Annotated in this window: 21 protein-coding genes; 12 read left to right on the top strand and 9 right to left on the bottom strand. The window is 44.8% G+C overall.

Annotation, left to right across the window (positions count from 1 at the left end; genetic code table 11):
* Positions 1-10: 10 nt before the first annotated feature.
* Together IEY13_RS27095 and IEY13_RS27090 are read right to left on the bottom strand one after the other, a co-directional pair.
* Positions 11-598, bottom strand: a complete 588-nt coding sequence (locus tag IEY13_RS27095; RefSeq protein ID WP_188958398.1) for a glutathione peroxidase — start codon at positions 596-598, stop codon at positions 11-13.
* 9 nt (positions 599-607) lie between these two features.
* A complete protein-coding gene (locus IEY13_RS27090) occupies positions 608-1,978 on the bottom strand; it encodes an aldehyde dehydrogenase (protein ID WP_188958396.1) in 1,371 nt (456 codons plus the stop codon).
* Positions 1,979-2,038: 60 nt separating this feature from the next.
* Between IEY13_RS27090 and IEY13_RS27085 the strand changes: the two genes are divergently transcribed.
* Entirely contained in the window at positions 2,039-2,425 is a 387-nt protein-coding gene (locus IEY13_RS27085; protein ID WP_229688038.1) for a c-type cytochrome, read from the top strand.
* Here the strand turns inward: IEY13_RS27085 and dusB are convergent.
* Positions 2,422-3,456 carry a tRNA dihydrouridine synthase DusB gene (gene dusB / locus IEY13_RS27080; RefSeq protein WP_188958394.1) on the bottom strand — a complete coding sequence of 345 codons (1,035 nt, stop codon included), beginning with the start codon at positions 3,454-3,456 and terminating at the stop codon, positions 2,422-2,424. The genes IEY13_RS27085 and dusB overlap by 4 nt on opposite strands.
* Before the next feature lie 57 nt (positions 3,457-3,513).
* Between dusB and IEY13_RS27075 the strand changes: the two genes are divergently transcribed.
* The 9 genes from IEY13_RS27075 to IEY13_RS27035 all read left to right on the top strand — a co-directional run bounded on the left by IEY13_RS27075 (position 3,514) and on the right by IEY13_RS27035 (position 11,024).
* Positions 3,514-4,446 (top strand): CPBP family intramembrane glutamic endopeptidase, encoded by a 933-nt coding sequence (locus IEY13_RS27075; protein ID WP_188958392.1) that lies wholly within the window; start codon positions 3,514-3,516, stop codon positions 4,444-4,446.
* A complete protein-coding gene (locus IEY13_RS27070) occupies positions 4,443-4,655 on the top strand; it encodes a putative signal transducing protein (RefSeq protein WP_188958390.1) in 213 nt (70 codons plus the stop codon). The genes IEY13_RS27075 and IEY13_RS27070 overlap by 4 nt, the downstream gene beginning before the upstream one ends.
* Positions 4,656-4,679: 24 nt before the next feature.
* A complete protein-coding gene (locus IEY13_RS27065) occupies positions 4,680-6,002 on the top strand; it encodes a flavin monoamine oxidase family protein (RefSeq protein WP_188958388.1) in 1,323 nt (440 codons plus the stop codon).
* 245 nt (positions 6,003-6,247) lie between these two features.
* Positions 6,248-6,784: a pyridoxamine 5'-phosphate oxidase family protein gene (locus tag IEY13_RS27060; protein ID WP_188958386.1), complete on the top strand. Its 537-nt coding sequence runs from the start codon at positions 6,248-6,250 to the stop codon at positions 6,782-6,784.
* Between the two features lie 53 nt (positions 6,785-6,837).
* Positions 6,838-7,713: a phosphatidate cytidylyltransferase gene (locus IEY13_RS27055; protein ID WP_188958384.1), complete on the top strand. Its 876-nt coding sequence runs from the start codon at positions 6,838-6,840 to the stop codon at positions 7,711-7,713.
* Between the two features lie 47 nt (positions 7,714-7,760).
* Positions 7,761-8,420 carry a phosphatidylserine decarboxylase family protein gene (locus tag IEY13_RS27050; RefSeq protein ID WP_188958382.1) on the top strand — a complete coding sequence of 220 codons (660 nt, stop codon included), beginning with the start codon at positions 7,761-7,763 and terminating at the stop codon, positions 8,418-8,420.
* A gap of 160 nt (positions 8,421-8,580) precedes the next feature.
* Positions 8,581-8,961 (top strand): hypothetical protein, encoded by a 381-nt coding sequence (locus tag IEY13_RS27045; RefSeq protein WP_188958380.1) that lies wholly within the window; start codon positions 8,581-8,583, stop codon positions 8,959-8,961.
* A 47-nt stretch (positions 8,962-9,008) separates the two neighbouring features.
* A complete protein-coding gene (locus IEY13_RS27040; RefSeq protein ID WP_188958378.1) occupies positions 9,009-9,602 on the top strand; it encodes a penicillin-binding protein activator LpoB in 594 nt (197 codons plus the stop codon).
* 45 nt (positions 9,603-9,647) lie between these two features.
* Positions 9,648-11,024: a COG3014 family protein gene (locus IEY13_RS27035; RefSeq protein ID WP_188958376.1), complete on the top strand. Its 1,377-nt coding sequence runs from the start codon at positions 9,648-9,650 to the stop codon at positions 11,022-11,024.
* A gap of 25 nt (positions 11,025-11,049) precedes the next feature.
* On the opposite strand, the gene IEY13_RS27030 is transcribed toward IEY13_RS27035, so the two are convergent.
* The 3 genes from IEY13_RS27030 to IEY13_RS27020 form a co-directional block, all read right to left on the bottom strand.
* The gene (locus tag IEY13_RS27030) at positions 11,050-11,472 is read right to left on the bottom strand and encodes a hypothetical protein (protein ID WP_188958374.1); all 423 of its coding nucleotides are present in this window, start codon (positions 11,470-11,472) and stop codon (positions 11,050-11,052) included.
* Between the two features lie 196 nt (positions 11,473-11,668).
* Positions 11,669-12,124 (bottom strand): GNAT family N-acetyltransferase, encoded by a 456-nt coding sequence (locus tag IEY13_RS27025; RefSeq protein WP_188958372.1) that lies wholly within the window; start codon positions 12,122-12,124, stop codon positions 11,669-11,671.
* Positions 12,117-12,707 (bottom strand): pseudouridine synthase, encoded by a 591-nt coding sequence (locus IEY13_RS27020; RefSeq protein ID WP_188958370.1) that lies wholly within the window; start codon positions 12,705-12,707, stop codon positions 12,117-12,119. The genes IEY13_RS27025 and IEY13_RS27020 overlap by 8 nt, the downstream gene beginning before the upstream one ends.
* Before the next feature lie 421 nt (positions 12,708-13,128).
* On the opposite strand from IEY13_RS27020, the gene IEY13_RS27015 reads away from it, so the two are divergent.
* A complete protein-coding gene (locus tag IEY13_RS27015) occupies positions 13,129-14,076 on the top strand; it encodes a UDP-3-O-(3-hydroxymyristoyl)glucosamine N-acyltransferase (RefSeq protein WP_188958368.1) in 948 nt (315 codons plus the stop codon).
* A gap of 61 nt (positions 14,077-14,137) precedes the next feature.
* Here the strand turns inward: IEY13_RS27015 and IEY13_RS27010 are convergent, their stop codons facing one another.
* The 3 genes from IEY13_RS27010 to IEY13_RS27000 form a co-directional block, all read right to left on the bottom strand.
* Positions 14,138-15,043, bottom strand: a complete 906-nt coding sequence (locus IEY13_RS27010) for a TlpA family protein disulfide reductase (RefSeq protein ID WP_188958365.1) — start codon at positions 15,041-15,043, stop codon at positions 14,138-14,140.
* A gap of 468 nt (positions 15,044-15,511) precedes the next feature.
* The gene (locus IEY13_RS27005) at positions 15,512-16,489 is read right to left on the bottom strand and encodes an NAD-dependent epimerase/dehydratase family protein (protein WP_188958363.1); all 978 of its coding nucleotides are present in this window, start codon (positions 16,487-16,489) and stop codon (positions 15,512-15,514) included.
* A gap of 18 nt (positions 16,490-16,507) precedes the next feature.
* Complete coding sequence (locus tag IEY13_RS27000) at positions 16,508-17,359, bottom strand: 3-hydroxyacyl-CoA dehydrogenase family protein (protein WP_188958361.1); 852 nt, start codon at positions 17,357-17,359, stop codon at positions 16,508-16,510.
* Positions 17,360-17,464: 105 nt separating this feature from the next.
* Between IEY13_RS27000 and IEY13_RS30240 the strand changes: the two genes are divergently transcribed.
* Positions 17,465-20,851, top strand: coding sequence for a MerR family transcriptional regulator (locus tag IEY13_RS30240; protein WP_229688037.1), 3,387 nt, complete (start codon positions 17,465-17,467; stop codon positions 20,849-20,851).
* The last annotated feature ends 4 nt before the right edge of the window (positions 20,852-20,855 follow it).

The following is a 20,855-nucleotide window of genomic DNA, read 5'->3' as shown; positions in this document are numbered from 1 at the left end:
GTGAAAATAATTATTCTTTTATTGCCTTTATAAGTGTGTTGCTTAAAGGCGATACAGACGAGCCGAAATAACCTTGTAGCTGCCCTTGCTCATTTATCAGATATTTGCTGAAGTTCCATTCAGGAGCCACATTATTCCACCCATTCTCCGTACGGTTACTCAGCCAACGGAAAACTTCATTTTGCTGTCCGGTTTTAACCACCGTACTTTTTTTCATCAACGGAAAAGTTACACCAAAATTAATCTCGCAAAACTGTGCTATATCATTGTCGTTTCCCTGCTCCTGCTCTTTAAAGTCATTGGCAGGAAAGCCCAGTATTACCAGCTGAGGGTATTGCAGATGCAGTTGCTGCAACTGCCCGTATTGCATGGTATAGCCACATTGGGATGCAGTATTTACAATCAGTACTTTTTTACCCTGGTATTGCTGCATTAATATTTGCTGGCCATTGTTTTGCGTAGCCTGCAAATGGTAAAACGACTTAACTGGTTTTACCTGGGATGTATTGTGTTGAACACGGTTATATACACCGAATAAACGGGTAAGCTTCATCAGAAGCGGGTAAAGCCTGCGCAGTTTGGGTTGTTTACTATTCATAAACGTAATTTATTTTAACAGCCATTTAAGCAAACCAAGTTTGCCTTTATAAGGTGGATACTTAATGGACGGATCGGGCCAGATAGCTGTTTTTAAAACAGCTTTGGGCCGCGTAAAGGTATCGAAACTGTATTTACCATGATATTGCCCCATGCCGCTGCCTGCCACACCGCCAAAAGGAAGGGAGGGATTGCCCAGGTGCATGAGCGTATTATTAATACAGCCGCCACCAAATGCCAGGTGTTGTGTATAATATTGCTGCGTTTGAGTGTTAGTGCTGAATATATACAGAGATAATGGATGGGGGTGTTGTTGTATAAAAGCAAGTGCTTCTTCTTTTGTGTGGTATGTTATAACAGGAAGCAGTGGCCCGAATATTTCCTCCTGCATCAATGGCGATGCACTTTGTATATCTTCCAGTAGTGTGGGGGCAATATAAAGTTGTTCACGGTCTGTCTGGCCTCCGGTTATAATGGTGCCATGTTGCAGAAAGGATTGCAGTGTGTCAAAACGTTTTTCATTAATAATTCTGCCATAGTCGTACGAAGTAAGCGGATTGCTGGTGTAATACTGCTGTATAGCGGCCTGCATGGCGTTTGTTAATGCTGTTTTCTGAGAGGCATGTACCAGCACATAATCAGGCGCCACGCAGGTTTGCCCGGCATTGGTAAACTTTCCCCATATAATGCGGGCCGCTGCTGTTTTCAGGTTGGCCGTTTCATCTACAATACAGGGGCTTTTGCCACCCAGCTCCAGTGTAACGGGAATCAACTGACCGGCTGCCTGTTGCGCAATTGCCTTACCGGTAGAAATACTGCCTGTAAAAAACACATGGTCAAAGCGGATAGTGTTCATCAGTGTTGTTACTACCTCTTTGCCATCGCCCTGCACTACATGAATGTAGTTGTCGGGAAAAATGGCTTTAATCATTTCCTCTGCCAGTGCAGCTGTATGTGGTGCTATTTCAGAAGGCTTTAGCACTATGCAGTTGCCACCTGCTATAGCACCAGCCAGCGGAGCCATCAGTAATTGAAAAGGATAGTTCCACGGGGCTATAATAAGACAAACGCCCAGCGGATCGCGTAATATTTTACTGGAAGAAGGCAGCAGGGCCAGGGGGGTAGATACCCGCTTGGGTTTAGCCCAGTTTTTCAAATGCCGGAGCATGTATTTTATTTCTGCATACAGAATACCTATTTCGGTAGTATACGCTTCTTCAGGAGATTTATGAAGGTCTTTATAAAGTGCTTCACAAATCCGGGGTTCATAGTCCCGGATGGCCTGCAAAAGCTTTGTCAGCTGTGCTTTTCTAAACTGCAGGCTGCGGGTTGCCCCACTGTTAAAATACTGCTGCATGTACAATAGCGAAGCGTGTTGCATAAAAGTATTTATAGTTACAAGTTACGCTCCTTAATTTTGCGGCGGACAAACTATTTTATTTTGAGAAAGCAGTATCTCATCACTGCTGCCATTGTTGTGGTAATGGCAGCGTGCGGACAAGGACAGCAGAACGAAGCAGGTAAAGCAACCACCCCGCCGGAAAATGACCTGAGCAGTAATCCTGATTACCAGAAAGGGCTTGCGCTTATTGGCAAAAGTGATTGTTTAAGCTGCCATAAGATTGATGATAAAGTACTGGGGCCTTCTTACAGGGAAGTAGCCAACAAGTACGAAAACAATGACTCCACCGTAAAGCAACTGGCCCGTAAAATTATAAAAGGTGGTCAGGGGGTATGGGGTGAAATTCCCATGACTCCGCATCCGCAGTTAAGTGAGGCAGATGCAGAGCAAATGGTAAAATATGTAATGCTGCTGAAGAAGAACTAGCAGGAACAGCCTTGCTCTTCCGGAAACGAAGCTATTTTACGCTCCGGCACAAAGCCTTCATAGCGCGTTACAATCTGTCCCAGAATCTCTTCAATCTCAGCCACTGATTTAACGGTTACCAGCTGATTGCGGAATTCTTTAATATGCGGAAACCCTTTGAGATAGTTGGTGTAATGCCGGCGCATTTCCAGTATGCCCACTATCTCTCCTTTCCAATCCACTGCCTTATGCAAATGTTTTCTGATGGCATCTGCTCTTTGCTGAACAGTAGGAGCGGCGGCGTGAGTACCTGTTTGTAAAAAATGCTTTATTTCATTAAATATCCAGGGGTAACCTATGGCTGCACGGCCTATCATAATGCCATCTATGCCATAGCGGTTCTTGTATTCCAACGCTTTTTCCGGGGTGTCAATATCGCCGTTTCCAAAAATAGGAATCTTAATACGCGGATTGTTCTTCACCTTGCCAATCAGTGTCCAGTCTGCATGGCCGCGGTACATCTGAGCGCGTGTACGGCCGTGAACAGAAAGGGCTTTAATGCCCACATCCTGTAAGCGTTCTGCAACCTCTTCAATATTGATAGAACTTTCATCCCAGCCCAAACGGGTTTTGACTGTAACCGGTTTGTCAGTTGCGCGTACTACCGCACTGGTAAGCCGCACCATCAGATCAATATCTTTCAGCACACCGGCACCTGCTCCTTTACTCACTACTTTTTTAACCGGGCATCCAAAGTTTATATCCACCAGGTCGGGGTTGGTGGCTGCCACAATGCGGGCGCTGAGTGCCATGGCTTCTTCATCGCCGCCAAATATCTGAATGCCTATAGGGCGCTCGTAATCAAAAATATCCAGCTTCTGCCTGCTTTTAATGGCATCGCGTATAAGACCTTCACTGCTAATGAATTCTGTATACATCAGATCTGCGCCATTTTCTTTACAAACTGCGCGGAAAGGCGGATCGCTCACGTCTTCCATGGGCGCCAGTAGCAGCGGAAAATCCGGTAAAACAATATCTCCAATACTCACCATGGTAGAATACTCTCTGTTACACGTAAATTTGCAAAATTACGATCTATATTTTAAAGCATGGATTATATACAGCGAAACAATTACGTAACCCAGTTGGCCATTTTATTCGTTTTATTCGGTACCGGGCTGGTGGTGGTACAGTTTATTTTTCTGGCGCTGGCCTCCGTGTTTCATATCAGCGCTGCTTCGCTGCTTTCAGGTTCTCCGGAAGTAGCCCGGGTTACCCAAAGTGTGGGCGCTTTTTTTTCGCTGGGTTTGCCGGCGCTGGTGTTTGGCTGGGTAATACAGCCTAAACAACCTACTCAGTATCTGCGCTTTACAACCCGCATTAGTGCCAAACAAATGCTGCTGGCTATGCTGATTATTCTGTCTGCCATAGTAGTGGGCGGTAGCCTGGCCAAACTTACACAGGCATTGCCATTGCCGGTTAAGTGGACGGCGAGCTTTAAAAAGCTGGAGGATAACTACAACAATGATATCATGCTCATTGCCAACCTGAAAACCACTAAAGACTTCGTTATTTCACTGCTGTTGCTGGCATTATTGCCTGCTGTAATGGAGGAAATGCTCTTCAGAGGTTGCCTGCAGCAGGTGTTAACGGGCATGACACGCAGGCCCTGGGTAGGCATTCTGTTAACGGGCATTTTATTCAGCGCAGTGCATCTTTCTTTTTATGGTTTTTTACCGCGTCTGTTTCTGGGTATGGTACTGGGGTATCTCTTTTACCTGAGCGACAATATATGGCTGAACATCTGGGCGCATTTTTTCAATAATGCACTGGCACTTACCAGTGTGTACCGGTTAAGCCAGGCCGGAAAGCTAACGCCGGAAAAGATAAATGATTCCATGAATGACACTTTTCCTTTGTATCTTGGAGTAATGGGACTGCTGGCCACTGTTACATTGCTGATGTTCTTTAAAAAAGAAAGCAGCCGGCTAGCCGCTCCGTACCACTCACAACAGCAACCATCTAATCGTACAAACCAATGACACCTAATTCGTGGTTTTTATTATTACGCTTATCTGATTATACACAGGCCAGCATTATCAAAGGCGTGCTGGAAGAAAATCTTATACAGGTTTTACTGCTGAATAAACAAGACAGCAGCTACCTTAATTTTGGAGAGGTAGAATTGTATGTGCCGGTACACTTAAAAGATATTGCCAGCCACGTTCTGGATAAAGGACTCTCTAATTAACTTTCTTTACGCAGTTGAACCTATATGGTGCTGCTGCAGCTGAATTTTATGGATATAGATGTATTGGTAATTGGTGCCGGAGCTTCTGGCCTTATGGCTGCATGGCAGTTAGCCAAAGCAGGTAAAAAAGTAAAAGTGCTGGAAGCGGCCGATCGCTTAGGTGGCCGTATTCACACAATATCTGCCACAGATGGCACTGGTGTAATAGAACTGGGGGCTGAGTTTATACATGGCAATATGCCTGTAACACAGCAGCTGTTGCAAGAGGCAGGACTTACTTTTTACAACGTGCATGGCAGTATGTGGCGCGAGGACGAAGGACAGCTTAAGCAGGAAGATCAGTTTATTCCCGGTTGGAATGAGCTGGCTGAGAAGATGCGTGCTTTAGAGGATGATATGCCTCTTGCTGATTTTTTACACCAGTATTTTGCGGGTGATGCTTACGAAGAACTCAGAACAGGGGTTATGAATTATGCTGCCGGTTATGATACTGCCAACCCTGCCACAGCCAGTACATTAGCCTTGCGTAACGAATGGCTGCAGGAAGATGAAGCGCCGCAATATCGTATTAACAAAGGCTACGGCAGCCTGATTAACTATCTGTTTCAACAGCTTACCGCAGCAGGTGTTGAGGTATTAATGCAATGTTGTGTAAAGGAAATTCACTGGCAGCCACAGCGGGTAACAGTTACTGCACAAACGGGTGACAGTTATATTGCCCGGCAGGCTGTTATTACATTGCCCCTGGGCGTATTACAGGCGGATGCTACTGCACAAGGTGCTGTTACTTTTATGCCGTCTGTTTTGGATAAAGAACGTGCGTTTCAACAGATAGGAATGGGGGCAGTTATTAAACTGCTACTGGAGTTTGCCGAACCATTCTGGCTGAATCATGAACAGATGAACGGAAAAGATCTGACAGACATGCAGTTCCTGTTTTCTCAACGGTCTGTTGGTACCTGGTGGACGCAGGTGCCCAACCATCGTTCTCTGCTTACCGGCTGGCTGGGTGGGTTTCACGCAGAAGAATTCCGGAATGCTACTGCTGAAGAATTGAAAGAAGCGGCAATCGCTTCTCTGTCAGATATCTTTCGGCTACCGGAAGGGGAACTAAATCGTTTGCTTATTGCTTTTTATGCGGTAAACTGGACTACAGAACCATTTACGCTGGGTTCTTATTCCTACGCCACTATCTATACCCGCCAGGCATGGAGTGTGTTGCGGCAACCAACTGCTGAAACACTTTTCTGGGCCGGGGAGGCTTTATACGACGGGCCTTTTACGGGAACCGTAGAAGCGGCGCTGGTAAGCGGGATGCAGGTGGCGGAGCAGCTTCTGGCAGGGTAAGAATGGGTATTTATATCATCGCATTCCGGTAATCTGCTTACGCAATTCCCCTTGTATGTGTCTGGTTTGCGCTTTTAAATATAAGGCACGAACTTTTATACTATATTAGTAATGGAATGGTGATTTCCTGATTAACACATTTTTTTCTGTGAGGAGAAAAGAATAAAGTAAAAGGAATAAGCATTCAATAAAAGGTGTATTCCAGAAGGGATGCACCTTTGTTTTTTCATTTAAAACAAAAATCTATGAGCCACATTGAAAACCTGTCTAACCAGGAAGCCATCGACAAATTAAAGCATCTTGCAGAGGGCGCAGACATTTGCCTCTTCACTACAGCACTAACTATTCTGCCACTATCTACGCGCCCTATGAGTGTAAGTCAGGTAGACGAAGCCGGCAATCTTTGGTTTTTAAGCAACAAAAGCAGTGATAAAAATCTTCATATCCAGGCAGATAAGCGGGTGCAGCTCTTTTTTTCTAATAAAAGTAAATCAGAGTTTTTGAGTGTGTATGGTGATGCCAGTTTGTTTGATAATAACCGCCAGAAGGCTGAAGAGTTGTGGTCGCCCATTGCCAAAGCATGGTTTCCGGGCGGACTGGATGATCCTGAGTTATCCGTAATATGTGTGGCACCCACAGAAGCCTATTATTGGGATACAAAGCATAACAAGGCCATTACCTTTTTTAACGTTCTTGCCAAAGCGGTAAAAGGTGAAAATGCGGATGATGAAGGCGTGCAAGGCAAAATAAATGTGCAGATAGCCGAAGGTTTTGAACCATAGTAAAAGAATGGTTTTTTATACGACCTTTGGCCTTCATCAATTTTATTTGTTGCATGGCCTTTAACGTAGAGACCTTTAAAACCAGAGCCCTTACAGCAGTTGTATTTGTTATTGTTATGCTGGCGGGCCTGTTCCTGAATCATTGGTCTTTCCTGTTGCTTTTTTCTATTATTCATGCAGGCTGCTGGCTGGAGTACCAGAAACTGATTGGGTTGATTGATGCTGATTACCGGCAAATCAACCCCTTTCATAAATACGGGGTTATTGCATTGGGCTGGGGGTTTATGTTGTGGATGACTACTCCGGCCTGGAGTATTGGGGAAGTAACCTTGCACGAGGTGGGCTGGTGGCTGATGCTGATTACTGTGGTAATGCTGCCGGTTACCGAAGTATTGTTCAGCAAACAGTTTCAGCTTAAAAACATAGGCTATTCCCTGCTGGGGCTGGTATATATATCGTTAAGCTGGGGGCTGATGATTGATCTGTTTAACATGGGCGCAGCTTATTCCGGGGTACTTTCAGGAATGGATATTGGCTGGCTTATACCCGTAGTACTTATTGCTTCCATCTGGATTAATGATACCATGGCTTACATTGTAGGTTCGTTTATTGGTAAAACGCCTTTTTCGTCCATTTCTCCCAAGAAAACCTGGGAGGGAACCGGTGGTGGTGCCATTCTTGCCATTGTAACAGTAACCGTAGTGGGGTATTATTGTGGTTTAAAGGATATTACCTCCCTGTTGGTTATCTCCGGTATTGCTGCTGTAATAGGTACGTCGGGTGATTTGCTGGAAAGTAAGCTGAAGCGTATGGCAGGCGTAAAGGATAGCGGCAGCTTTATGCCGGGGCACGGTGGTTTTTTAGACCGTTTCGATTCGCTGGTGCTGGCTACCCCTTTTGTATGGGCGTATTTTAAACTGTTTCTGTAGACTAAAATGCTGCTACAAACCATATCTTTGCCGTTCAAATTTTTAGCATGACCATTCACAGAGAAGGATATAAGTCAATAGGAATTGCTGCGCTGATTTTCGGCGTTATCAATGTTATATCCTTTACTTTTTTAAGTGCAGTACTGCCCTGGCTGGCTACTCTCATTTTTGTTGTAACCCTTTTTCTGGTTTTATTTATCATCTCCTTTTTCAGAATTCCTGCCCGTACACTTACCGTAAGCGACAATCAGATCATTTGCCCGGCAGATGGTAAAGTGGTGGTAATTGAAGAGATTACTGATGTGGAGTATTTTAAAGACAGACGTATACAGGTAAGCATTTTCATGAGTCCTGCTAACGTTCACGTAAACCGCAATGCTATGAGTGGTACTGTTAAATACAGTCAGTACCATCCTGGTAAATACCTGGTAGCATGGCATCCCAAGTCCTCTACCGAAAACGAACGCCACAGTGTGGTATTGGAAAACGATAAAGGTATTATCCTGGTAAAACAGATTGCCGGCGCGCTGGCAAAACGTATCTGTAATTATCTTTCTGCAGGCCAGACCGTAAAGCAGAACGAAGAAATGGGCTTTATTAAGTTTGGTAGCCGGGTAGATGTATTATTGCCCGTTGGAACCAAAATAAACGTTTCGCTGAACCAGAAAGTAAAGGGCGGCGTAACTGTATTGGCTTCCTGGAGCTAAATCGACAATATTTTCCGCGTTTTGTACAATATACAACGGAATCCCGCAATGTGTAAGGCATTGCGGGATTTTTGCTTATTACCGTTTGTCCTTTTTTACCCCTCATTAACAGTAGTTTGTGTGTATTATGTCTATTTTTGGTAAGCAATTAATTACTGTTATGAAAAAGTTATACACGCTTCTGGCACTTTTTTTTGCAGGCATTACCTGGGTAAACGCTCAGGCAGTTACCGCGCCCGATCAGAACCCCAATTATCTGCAGAGCCAGAATAAATACATGGGTATTAAAGATTCCCTGCTGGTATATTCCAATACCACTATCGATCAGAGCTATAAGGCTTATGATTTTTATCAGGCCAGGCTGGAACGCAGACAGCAGCGTCGCGACAGAAGATACAATCTTCGTATGACGCGGGCAGAAAACAGCTATTATCCTTCTTACAACTACGGTTACAATAATTGGAACCAGTGGGGCAACTATGGTTCTATGTTAATACCCCGTGTAGGTTACCGTACCGGTAACTGGTGGTTTGGCTGGTAGTTACTGTTACCTGAAACCGAATACCCTTCTTCAATTAAACAAACAAGATGAATAAAAGACTTCTGGCAGCCGCATGTGTGCTGGCAATTGCAGGCGGCATAACCTTTTCGTCCTGCTCCCGTAAAGTAACCCGTATTGAGCCTACCGAAGCAAAAGACATCAGCGGATCGTGGAATGGTACCGACAGCCGTATGGTAGCAGATGAAATGATTTCTGATGCCTTAACCCGTGCCTGGATTCCTGAGCATACACAAAAGGCTGGTAAAAAACCAGTGGTAATTGTAGGTATGGTTACCAACAAAAGCCATGAGCATATTGAAGCCGAAACTTTTATGAAAGATCTGGAAAGAGCTTTTGTAAATGGCGGTAAAGTAACACTGGTACAAAGCGGTAAAAAAAGAGAAGAGCTACGTGCAGAACGTGCCGACCAGCAAACCAATGCTTCTGTTTCTACCATGAAAAAATTCGGACTGGAATCCGGGGCTGATTATATTCTCCAGGGTAGCATCAATTCTATTGTAGATGCCCACAAGCGTCAGAAAACCGTACAGTATCAGGTAAACCTGGAACTGACCAACCTGCAAACCAACGAAGTGGTTTGGATTGGCGATAAGAAAATTGCCAAGTACGTTAAGAACTAGGATTGCCTGCACGCCGTAAATTTTTTATCATCCAACCGGGAGAGTATGTTTAAGTTCAGGCAGGCATGGATAGCATGGCTATTGATGCCTGTTTTGTTTTCATGTGCCACCTATCATGAAAGGGCACAGCCTTATTATAACGATCTGCAGCAGTATAACTATACGCAGGCAGAGAAGCTGCTGGACAGAAACAAGCTGATTCAGGCCAGACGTAACAGGCTGCTGTACTACATGGAAAAAGGGTATGTATCGCATTTACTGCATCAGTACGATACCAGTAATGTGTATTTTAACCTGGCTGATGCATTTAACGAGAACAATAAAGGCAGTGTGTGGGATGTAGCTGTGGGAACAATTACCAACCCCATGATGCAAACCTACCGCGGCGAAGACTTTGAACACTTTCTGGTACATTATTACAAAGCACTCAACTACTATTACCTGGGCAGGCAGGATGATGCGCTGGTGGAAGCGCGCCGCATTACCCTAACCAATAACGAACAGCGGGATAAGTTTAATGATAAAAGCAGCCGCTACAGTCAGGATGCCTTTGCATTAATTATGCAGGGCCTTTTATACGAAAGCGACCATGATATCAACAACGCTTTTATCTCCTATCGTAACGCCGCAGACTTGTATCTGAAGCAGCCCGGCAGTGCTTACTATGGTGTTTCCCTGCCATCGCAGCTGGCTGATGATCTTTTACGTACCGCTGCGCAGATGGGTTTTACAGATGAACTGCATTTTTACGAACAGAAACTGGGCAGAACTTATAAACCTGTTTCTGCAACCGCAGGCGGAGAACTGGTGCTGTTTCTGGAATACGGACTGGCTCCTTATAAAAAGCAGGACGACTATTATTTCACGCTTATCAAAAACGATGTCGGCTTCTTCTTTACCAATAACAACAGAGCCATTACTGTTCCGCTGGACTTTTCTGTAGGAGTAGATGCCAGTAATTTATCAGTAAGCGACTTTAATGTGTTCCGTCTGGCTATGCCCTCTTACGTAGTAAGGCCCATTGCACCTGCAAATTTTTCTGTGTCTGTAAACGGAAATATAGCGCCTGCGGTAAATGCTGTACAGGATATCAATTTTGTGGCAACACATACTTTAAGTGAGCGTGCCCTTAAAGAAATATCGCTGGGTTTAAGCCGGCTGTTGGTTAAAAAGATTGCAGAAAAGCAGTTGAAAGATAAAAATCAAACAGCGGGCGATGTATTACAGGCTGTAAACCTGCTGGTGGAAAAAGCTGATACCCGCAACTGGCAGTCACTGCCCGCTAAAATTTATTACGTGCGGATTCCTTTACAGGCAGGCGAGAATAAGGTTGCCATATCGGCAGGTAGTGCCGTTACAGATACCCTTACCGTACAAGGCAATAAGGGTATACAATTCTACAACTACAGAAAAATGCAATAGGCAGATAAAATCAGGGCTGCATTGTTTAGAAGGATGCAGCCTGTTGCTGACCAAGCAATCCCCTTATAAAAGCCCACTGCTTCATCAGATAAGATGGCTTTACAGCCTTTTCCACGTCTCCCTGTACAAATGCATCTGTTGCGCGGAAACAAATGAAACGTGTGGCAGGATCTTCAATAATGGCTACTCCGGAAAGCACTACATGCGTAGTTAATCCTTTTTTGTGAAACTGCAGCTCTGCATCAAATGAATGCCAGTTGGCAGCAGTTAATGGTAAACGGGAAGTGCAGAAATAAAGATGGCCGTTTTCTGCAAAACTAAAATGGCTGATAAGGCCAATGGGTTGTTTATTGCCCAGATCATCATATACATAAAAGATGGCCTGGTCTAACGCCGCAATTGTTTCGCGGTAATTCATAATGTCGAATGCTCCACTTTTCGAGTCCATAGGGCATACAGTTTAGTTTAAAAATCTTCATAGGTTTACATGCGGCTTTTTAAGAGGACAAAGGATCGAATGGGAATAACTCAACTGTAGGTACGTAATACTACTCTAATATAGATTTTTTTGGCGAGAAAACCTACAAAAAAAGCCGGTAATTAAAGGCGCAATGGCAGTACAAAATGTGTGTATATGTAACCGTTTATCTGCTTTCAGGATATGGATTGGGATTGCTCAGCCGCATTACTTTTTCAGGATGCTGATGCACCTGCCAGCCAAATTGTTTATACAGCTCATGTGAATCGGTAGTAGTAAGTAACCACCCGCGCAAACCCTGTAATTCCGGATGTGCATGTATTACCTGCATCATCCATTTTGCCAATCCTTTTCCACGATGTTCCGGTAACACAAATACATCTGCCAGATAGGCAAACGTTGCTTTGTCAGTAATAAGCCGGGCAAATCCAATTTGCGTTTGCTCTTTGTACAAGCCAAAACACAGCGAGTTGGCTATAGCAGTCTCCACTACAGTTACCGGAATGTTCATTGCCCAGTATGATTGTGTAGCGAGATATTGGTGAATTACCGTCAGATTCAGCAAGGCGGTATCTGTGCTGATAAGATAGGGAGCTTGCGATGCGTGGTAGTAGCTATTCATGGAACAGTTTTTTAAGTATGGTTTTCCTGTTCAGGCTTATCATCTCACCCGGCTGCAGCGATCCTAATGTAAGATCTTCCATACGCTGACGTATTAAACGGAGTGTAGGAAATCCTACAGCGGCAGTCATGCGTCTTACCTGCCGGTTTTTTCCTTCCGTTAATATCATTTGCAGCCAGGGAGCAGGTATTTCTTTTCTAAACCGGATAGGTGGTGTACGGTCCGGCACCTGCGGATCGGGTGATAACAATTGTACACGGCAGGGTTTGGTATGGTAAGGCTTACCGTCTGGTGTAATTACTACACCTTTTGCCAGTTGTTGTATGGCATCAGAACCAACAGCGCCATCTACCTGCACCCAGTATTCTCTTTCATGTGCAAAGGAAGGATGCAGCAGCCGGTGATTCAAACGCGTATCGTTAGTGAGCAACAACAGTCCTTCACTATCATAATCCAGACGTCCTACAGGATATACATCAGAGGGAACATCAAAGTAATCTTTCAATGTTTGCTTGTTTCTATCCTGTGTTGAAAACTGCGATAGCACCAGGTACGGTTTATAAATTGCGAAGTAGTAAGTCATAGAAATAAAAAATCCCGCAGAAGCGGGATTAATATATGGATGGGTTAGTAAGTACGGGAACTTGTATTCCCGACACAATATTAAAAAGAGTTTTTTCTAACACAAAAAAAAACGACGGAAATTTTATTCACATTTTTTGTAGAATCTGTGAATTGTGTTAAGGGAAGAGGGGTTTGATATGTAGTTGTGCGAATATAAGGAGTAGCGTGCATAGAAAAACAGAAGAAAACGCAATCGCTGAAACATGCATAAACATTGCATTACAGAAGATGTGGTTACGCAAGGCATTGTAAAACGAATGAAGAAAACTGCGATGCAGCCGGCGTGAAAAATCACGGTAGCTCTCTGCACAAATGAAACATTAAATTTTCCGTAAGCAGCATGCCTATTCCTACCTTTGGCGCCTAAATAAGATGCATTTATGAAGTTTCCCTCTCCGGTAACGGTTCAATATATCGCAGACATCATTGGAGCGACAGTAACAGGCAATGCAGAAGCAAAGGTGTATGGTATAAATGAACTGCACCAGGTAGAAGAAGGTGATCTTGCATTTGTAGATCATCCAAAGTATTACAATACCTGTATTAACAGTGCAGCTACACATATCATCATCAACACATCAGAGGTACAGGTGCCGGAAGGAAAAACCTTGCTGGTTACAGAGCAGCCTTTCGAAGCTTATCTTACCATTGTAAACCACTTCCGTCCTTTTGTTTCATCAACAGAAACCATCAGTTCTTCCCTGGTAAAAGGGGAAAACACGGTTATTATGCCCAATGTGTTTATCGGAAACCATGTTACCATAGGTAGCAACTGCGTTATTTACCCCAACGTAACCATTATGGACTACACAGAAATAGGTAATAACGTGGTAATACAGGCCGGAACCGTAATTGGCAGTGATGCTTTTTACTACAATACCAAAAAGAACCGCGATGTATGGTATAAACGTATGCAGAGTTGTGGTAACGTGGTAATTGAAGACGATGCAGAAATTGGTGCCGGCTGCACCATCGACAGGGGTGTTACGGCTACTACCCGTATAGGGCGTGGAACCAAACTGGATAACATGGTGCATATAGGGCACGATACTGTAGTAGGTAAAAACTGTTTGTTTGCTGCACAGGTGGGTATTGCGGGAGGTACTGTAATTGAAGATGGAGTTACTTTATGGGGGCAGGTGGGCGTAAGTAAAACGCTTACCATTGGTGCCAATGCCGTGGTGCTGGCGCAAAGTGGTGTACCTTCTTCGCTGCCCGGTGGCAAAGTGTATTTCGGTTATCCGGCGGAAGAGGCCGGCATTAAAAAAAGAGAGCTGGTTTGGATTAAGCGTATTCCTGAAATCTGGGAAAAGCTGAAAAGCAAATAAGCATAACAATAATCAAGGGTTCACAGTTCTTATGTGAACCCTTGACATTTAAGAGCAACACCTATTGCAAAACTGCCAGCTGTTCTGCTGCATGCGTAGCCTTAGGGTTCAGTTCCAGCGCTTTGCGGTAATAGCTTCGTGCATTTTCCACGTCACCCGCTTTTGCATACGCTTCAGCCAGACTATCATACGTGTTGTAGTTTTCCGGATAAAGCAGGGTGTTCACAGCAAGCACATTAATGGCTTCGGAATATTTCTTTTGTCCCATTAATACATATCCAAGCCCATTCAGTTCGCCTGCACTTTTGCACAACGGCTTTAGTGCGGTGGCGGTTTGTTGTAACTGTCCGGCACCCATAAGCTTGTCTTTTGCTTTTACCTGCTGTTGCCAGTAACGGGCGGCAATGTATTTAGGTGTATAATCCACTCCGGACACAATAGCGAGCAAATCTTTCTCCAGGCTTGTTACCGGTGTTTCCACTATCCGGCCTTCTTCTTTTCCGTTGTTATACACAATTATGGTAGGTACACGATGGATAAACCTGCCCCGCTCTTCATGCTGTGGACTTTGTTTATAGAGGTCTGGTTCGTTTCCCGTAAAAATGAGCGTCAGGTGGCTGGTATCAAAATGTGCTTCCTGCAACACTTTTATCAGCCTTGGTACTTCTCTGCGACTGTCGCCACACCATGTACCCAGAAATACTTCTACCGTTCTGTTACTCAGCCGGGGCTGTAACTGTTGTATAGTGGCGGCATCAGTCTGGTAGCTGGCATACATGGTGTCGTACCAGGTTTGAAATGGTGGAATTTGTAACATGCTGGGAGAGCAGTGCCCCAGCAACACAGGTGAGCCTGTGCCGGAAGTAGTTACTGTATTAACATACGCAGTTTTGTGAAGAGTGGAATGGCGGTGGCAGGCCATAGCTATACATGCTACAGCCACTGCCAGTATATTTTTAAAATACATAGCTGAAATGGTTGTGTAAGTGATGGATAAATAACAGTGCGTAACAAGCATAACACATCCCCTGGCTGTTATTACAAACGACCATTACCGGGCGGTAGCTGTTACAGGCGAAAAAGCGGTACTACATACGTGGAGGCTGAAATATCCGCTGCCGGAAATTCTGACAATAAAAAGCTGTGTTTGTGAGCGGGTAAGATGTTTTTATGGAAGAAAGGGATACTACGTTAATGCCAAACGGATGAGAGAGGTATTCCCATCCCCCTTTGGTAATAATTTGCTGATGCGAAAGTGTTCCCTCACCGGCGCTGGCAACGGATGGTTTTATTTTTTCACAATCACAGGAATTGCTGCTGTTGTATAAAGCACTGTACAGCTTACATTGCGCATAAGCTATATGCCGGGCGGCAGGCGGCAGAAGAATAAGGGTTGCCAGTAGTATAACAGTCAGCTTTTTCAGTAGATTGGTTTCTACTTAAAGGTATATTTTTTTCTCAACTCGTTACATATTCTTCCTATAGATTCTGGCAGCGGTGTGTAAGAAAAGCCGGGAAGGAATTTCAATAGCTTGGTATTATCAAAATATACTTTAGCCTGCGCAGTGGCAGCGGTTTCTTTGGTAAGCATCGGTGCTTTTCCTGAAAAAAAACCTTTCACAGCCTCCAGGCGCCATACAATAGCGGCAATCAATGGTGTTACAAGTCTGTGCGGAGGTTTTTTGCCAAAGCAGGAAGCGATAGTAGTAAATAGCTGACGGTAGGTAATGTTTTCAGCACTGAGTATAAAGCGTTGTCCGGAAATATCGCTGTTCATCAGTTGTTCCATAGCTTTTACCACATCTGCTACATCTACAAATCCGGTAACGCCTTCTGTATACCACGGAAATTCTTTGTAAGCGCTTTTAAATAATTCTGAAGAGCCTTTTTCCCAGTCACCCGCGCCAAGAATAATCACCGGGTTTACTATTACTGCGTTCAATCCCTCTCCTATGCCGCGCCACACTTCCATTTCTGCCAGGTATTTGCTTTTGCCGTACTCGCTATTACTGGTTTCCGGCGTCCAGTACATGGTTTCGTTAATGGTTTCCTCTTTGCGTATACGGCCCAATGCTGCTACTGAGCTTACAAATACCAGCTTGTCTATACCTGCCAGCAAACAGGCATTTACTATATTGGCTGTGCCTTCTATATTGGTTTGGTGCAGTAGTAATTTTTGTGAAGGGTGGAAGGATACAATGGCGGCGCAATGATATACCTGTGTTACATTAACCAAAGCCTCGCCCAAACTTATGATATCAAGTATATCTGCCCGTACCCATTCTACTTTTTCTGCCCCTGCAAAAGAAGGAATGGCAGTACGGTAAGTGGCTCTGACCGGTTGCTGTTTTTGTATTAAATGTTGAATAAGGTGTGATCCTACAAGACCGGTGGCGCCCGTTACAAGTATCATAAAGTAGTAATAATAGTGCTAAAGGTATTGATAAAAGCCTTTTCCCGTTTTCCTACCCAGTTCTCCTGCTGTTACCTTTTGCTGCTGCAGGCTACTGGGCTGTAATCTTTCAGGTTTATCCAGTGCTTCCCATACCAGCTGGCTAACAGCAAAGTTCACGTCCATCCCAATCAGATCCATCAGTTTAAAAGGCCCCATTTTAAAACCGGTTGCTTCCAGCAAGGCATCTATATCTGCCGGTTCCGCACCATACCGTTCTGCGGCGCGCATTGCTTCCAGGTAGTAAGGCCTTGCTACACGGTTAACAATAAAACCTGGAGAATCTGTACACTCCACCGCTGTTTTACCCATCTCTTCCGCCAGTTGTACCAAACGCTCTGTTACATGGGCATTTGTTTGCCTGCCTTTTACCACCTCCACCAGTTTCATTACCGGTGCGGGATTGAAAAAGTGCATACCCGCAAGCCTTTCCGGATGCGGAATATGCTGCGCCAGCGTGTTTATGGAAATGGAAGAAGTATTGGTGGCGAAAATAGTGGTGGGGGTATTAAGGGCGCTCAGTTGCTGAAAAAGTATTGCCTTTGCGGAAAGCTCTTCTACAATAGCCTCAATAATGATGTCTGCCTGGCAATGCTGCTGATTACTGGTAAAGGTGATGCGATCCAGCGTGGATGCGGCTTCCGCTGCGGAAAGGCTGCCTTTTTCTGTAAGCCTGTTCAGCGCAGTTTCAATGGCGTTGCGGCTTTTCTGCAACATGGTTTCCTGCATATCAAACTGTATGGTTCTGTAACCTGCGCGGGCGGCAAGCTGCGCTATACCGCTGCCCATGGTGCCTGCTCCGCAGACACAAATAACACCAGATTGACTCATGTTACATACTTTTTACAAACATACGGCGTTCATAAGATACTTACATATTATCCACAATGTGTATAACGCCTTTACCACAGCATAGCGATGGTTTAATTTTACATTATGCGACAATTAGAGTTATTTGGTCTGGGAGCCGAGCCGGAGCCGTTGGAGATGAACGGACAGCCTGAAGATGCTGCCATGTTGCCGCATGATGCAACGCCCCTCGTTTTTTCTGACAATAAAATCGGGGTAAAAATTAAACTCAGGTCCGATAACCAGGAGTCGTTACCGGCTGAAGATATACAGGCAACCAGCCCCATAATGGAATCGCCGTTACCGGTATTTCGTGGGCAGGAAGTTGCCACTACACCTGTACAGGAATCTGTGCAACCCGCACAGATCGAAAACAATGAGCCGCCCGTTCGCGAATTCGTGAACCTGGCGCTTCCCTTTTTTGCAGACGAAGCTGCTATCGTTTCCTCATCTTCTGATAGTGCAACAGATGTAGAAACAGTACAAGCCGCAATGGCTGGGGAAAACATAGCACCGTTAAACCAACAGATTGCTGAAGCTACACCAGCGCCGGCAGAGGACATTGTTGCGGATGCTATTGTTGCAACCGAAAACGTTTTGGCTGAAACTCCAATACAGGAATCTGTTGAAAAGCCTGTTGTATTGCAGGAACCGGTAACAGCAGAAGCCCCTGAAGAAGAGAGCATGAAGCAACAGCCGGCACAAGAGCTGGCAGTGCAGGAGCAGGTAATGGAACCAGCAGCTGTACAACCAGAACCACCTTCTGCCGTAGAAGAGGTGCTGGAAACAGAATTCGCGGGTGGGGGCGGAGAAGCTGTAGCTATTGAAGAAACCATTGCCCAGGAAGAAAAAAGAACATATTCATTCAAACCATTACTGGTTAAGCCTTCTGTTATCACGATAGAGGTGGAAGAGGAAGAGCCTGTTGCAGAAATAGCAGCAGAAGCAGTTGTAGAAGTAATACAACCGGAAGCCGAAACGGCTGCCGACATTGATACCATAGCGCCTTCCGTAGCTGATACAGCAGATAATGTGGAGGTGAATGAGGTTATTGCTGAAGAGATTACTGCAGAACCTGTGGTAACTGAAGAAAGGGAACCTGTGGAAGCAATACCAGTTAATGAAAAAACTGCTGTGCGCGAAGAGATCATCCTGGAGCAGATTGTGATGGATTTTGGCGTAGAGGCAACGGAAGAAAATGAACATCCACAAGCCGAAGCAGTACAGCACGAGCAACCCATTCTGGCACATCCGGAAGTGATAGAACCAGAGCAGCTGGTTGTGGATGCCTCAGAAGAAGCTGAACCACAAAGCGGAATTATTGAGCAGACTGTTGCAGAGGCGATAGAAGCAGAAGCAGAGCAGGAAGCCGCTGAACTGGAAGCTTTTGAAGTAGAAGAATACCAGTTTATTTCCGGAAAGAGTGATTGGGAAGAGACTGCTGTTTTTATAGAAGAGGAAATAGAGGAAGATATTGTTGCAGAAGAATCATCTGCTGAAGTGATGATAGTTAAAGACGAGGCTGTTGTTGAGGAAGAAGAAACAACAGCTGCGGAGTTAACGGACGAAACAGAGGTTTACGAAGAGGAAGCGTATCAGGAGTACGGGCATGCCGAAGAACAAGAAGAAGAAATATACGAAGAGGCCGGTCAGGAGGAACAAGTAGAAGAAGCGCAACACGAGCAATGGGAAGAAGAAACGGCTGATGAGTGGGATATTCAGGCTGAACTTTTTGAAGAAGAAGCGCTTGAAGAACCTGCTATAGAAGAGGCTACAGAAGAAGTTGAAGCGATTATACCAGAGCAGAATCCTTCTGAAGAAGCAGAGGCTGAAGATGATAACCATACAGAAGCGTGGAAAGTTCAGGAGGAATATGAGGAGGCAGCGGAAAAGCAGAATGAATTAACAGAGGAAGAGGTTTACGAGGAAGAAAGTGAATTGGAAGCAGCTCCCGAAGAAGCAGCAGAAGTTGCAGAAGGGCTGGAAGAAGTCGAATCTGACATAGAAGAGATTATATCAGAACTGAATACTCCAGAAGAATCGGAGTATAAGGATGATAGCTATACACAGCATTCGGAAGTTGAAGAGGAATATAAAGAAACACCAGAAGAGGAGAATGAACTAACAGACGAAGAGGTTTATGAGGTAGAAAGTGAATTGGAAGCAGCTCCCGAAGAAGAAGCGGAAGTTGCAGAAGAGTTGGAAGAAACCGAATCTGACATAGAAGAGGTTGGGGAGATTGTTGCAGAGCTGGATGTATCAGAGGTTGGTGAAGAATATAAAGAGCAAAGTGAAACAGAAGAGTGGGAAGAGGAATATGAAGAAGTGATACTGGAAGAGGCTATACTGACAGAGGAGATTTATGAAGAAGCGGCTGAGATAGAAGAAGAAGCCGAGGAGGGAGTTGAGATTACGGAGGAAGAGGAATCGGCAGAAACCATATCTGGCATAGAAGAGACGGGTGAAATTGTATCAGAACTGAACTCCTCAGAGGAAGATATTCACGAGGAGGATGTGTATGGCGAGGAAACGGAAGTTTGGGAAGAAGAAACAGATGAAGAGGCAATAGACGAAGAAAATGTTCTTACAGAGTTAGAAGATACTTATGAAGAGGTTGCCGGGGATGATGAAATCCTCATTATAGAGGAAGAAGAAAGCCCCGTGGAAGAGGCATGGTTGCCGGAAGAACAACAAGAAGTTACATCAGAAGAGGAAACTTACGAAGCCCTTGCAGCGCAAGAGACGCAGGATGAACGCTTGCACGAAGAAGAAGTGGAAGAAGAATATGAGCCTGCCGCTATAGCACAGGAGGTAATTGAGGAGGAAGAAGAGGAACTGATAATACCAGAGGAAGAGGTAGCGCTGGCACCACAATTAGCAGCCATTACAGAAGATGAAAATGAAACCATTGCGTCTGTTGAAACAGAACAGCTGGCAGTGTTCTCTGAACAGTCGCTGTTCCAGTCAGCCCCGGAAGAGCAGGATGAATACCCTGATGTAATAGCGGATGAAGACATTTACGTAGCCCGTACTGCGGAAGAAAAGCCTGGTAAAAGAGAAATACCCGGCAAGCAGAAAAGAGGCCGTAAATCGCTACGGGAGATAGATGCAGGCATAGAACTGCTACAGGTTCCGGAAGATGATGTGTTGTTTCTGAAACAATATTATCCCATCAGTGTGGTTGCTGGCTGGTTCAACGTAAACCCTTCACTGCTGCGCTTTTGGGAGAATGAGTTTACCATTCTCAAACCACGTAAAAACCGCAAGGGCGACAGGTTATTCAGGCCGGAAGATGTGAAGAACCTACAGGTAATTTACTACCTGCTCCGCCAGAGAAAGTTTACTATTGAAGGCGCTAAGGAATACCTGAAAACCAACAGAAAGAAGGCCGATACCAATACCCAATTGGTACAATCTCTTACCAGAGTGCGCAACTTCCTGCTGGAGTTTAAAGCAAGCTTACTGGCGCAATAACAAT

Source organism: Filimonas zeae (assembly GCF_014641615.1).
GTDB classification, from domain to species: Bacteria; Bacteroidota; Bacteroidia; order Chitinophagales; family Chitinophagaceae; genus Filimonas; species Filimonas zeae.
The sequence above is the reverse complement of the archived record's forward strand: the minus strand, read 5'-3'. Positions and strand labels throughout refer to the sequence as shown.

Bases quoted from the DNA above. Each gene is read 5' to 3' on its own strand.
- IEY13_RS27095 (WP_188958398.1), bottom strand. From the start codon at position 598: ATGAATAGTAAACAACCCAAACTGCGCAGGCTTTACCCGCTTCTGATG.
- IEY13_RS27090 (WP_188958396.1), bottom strand. From the start codon at position 1,978: ATGCAACACGCTTCGCTATTGTACATGCAGCAGTATTTTAACAGTGGG.
- dusB (WP_188958394.1), bottom strand. From the start codon at position 3,456: ATGGTGAGTATTGGAGATATTGTTTTACCGGATTTTCCGCTGCTACTG.
- IEY13_RS27075 (WP_188958392.1), top strand. From the start codon at position 3,514: ATGGATTATATACAGCGAAACAATTACGTAACCCAGTTGGCCATTTTA.
- IEY13_RS27070 (WP_188958390.1), top strand. From the start codon at position 4,443: ATGACACCTAATTCGTGGTTTTTATTATTACGCTTATCTGATTATACA.
- IEY13_RS27065 (WP_188958388.1), top strand. From the start codon at position 4,680: ATGGTGCTGCTGCAGCTGAATTTTATGGATATAGATGTATTGGTAATT.
- IEY13_RS27060 (WP_188958386.1), top strand. From the start codon at position 6,248: ATGAGCCACATTGAAAACCTGTCTAACCAGGAAGCCATCGACAAATTA.
- IEY13_RS27055 (WP_188958384.1), top strand. From the start codon at position 6,838: ATGGCCTTTAACGTAGAGACCTTTAAAACCAGAGCCCTTACAGCAGTT.
- IEY13_RS27050 (WP_188958382.1), top strand. From the start codon at position 7,761: ATGACCATTCACAGAGAAGGATATAAGTCAATAGGAATTGCTGCGCTG.
- IEY13_RS27045 (WP_188958380.1), top strand. From the start codon at position 8,581: ATGAAAAAGTTATACACGCTTCTGGCACTTTTTTTTGCAGGCATTACC.
- IEY13_RS27040 (WP_188958378.1), top strand. From the start codon at position 9,009: ATGAATAAAAGACTTCTGGCAGCCGCATGTGTGCTGGCAATTGCAGGC.
- IEY13_RS27035 (WP_188958376.1), top strand. From the start codon at position 9,648: ATGTTTAAGTTCAGGCAGGCATGGATAGCATGGCTATTGATGCCTGTT.
- IEY13_RS27030 (WP_188958374.1), bottom strand. From the start codon at position 11,472: ATGGACTCGAAAAGTGGAGCATTCGACATTATGAATTACCGCGAAACA.
- IEY13_RS27025 (WP_188958372.1), bottom strand. From the start codon at position 12,124: ATGAATAGCTACTACCACGCATCGCAAGCTCCCTATCTTATCAGCACA.
- IEY13_RS27020 (WP_188958370.1), bottom strand. From the start codon at position 12,707: ATGACTTACTACTTCGCAATTTATAAACCGTACCTGGTGCTATCGCAG.
- IEY13_RS27015 (WP_188958368.1), top strand. From the start codon at position 13,129: ATGAAGTTTCCCTCTCCGGTAACGGTTCAATATATCGCAGACATCATT.
- IEY13_RS27010 (WP_188958365.1), bottom strand. From the start codon at position 15,043: ATGTATTTTAAAAATATACTGGCAGTGGCTGTAGCATGTATAGCTATG.
- IEY13_RS27005 (WP_188958363.1), bottom strand. From the start codon at position 16,489: ATGATACTTGTAACGGGCGCCACCGGTCTTGTAGGATCACACCTTATT.
- IEY13_RS27000 (WP_188958361.1), bottom strand. From the start codon at position 17,359: ATGAGTCAATCTGGTGTTATTTGTGTCTGCGGAGCAGGCACCATGGGC.
- IEY13_RS30240 (WP_229688037.1), top strand. From the start codon at position 17,465: ATGCGACAATTAGAGTTATTTGGTCTGGGAGCCGAGCCGGAGCCGTTG.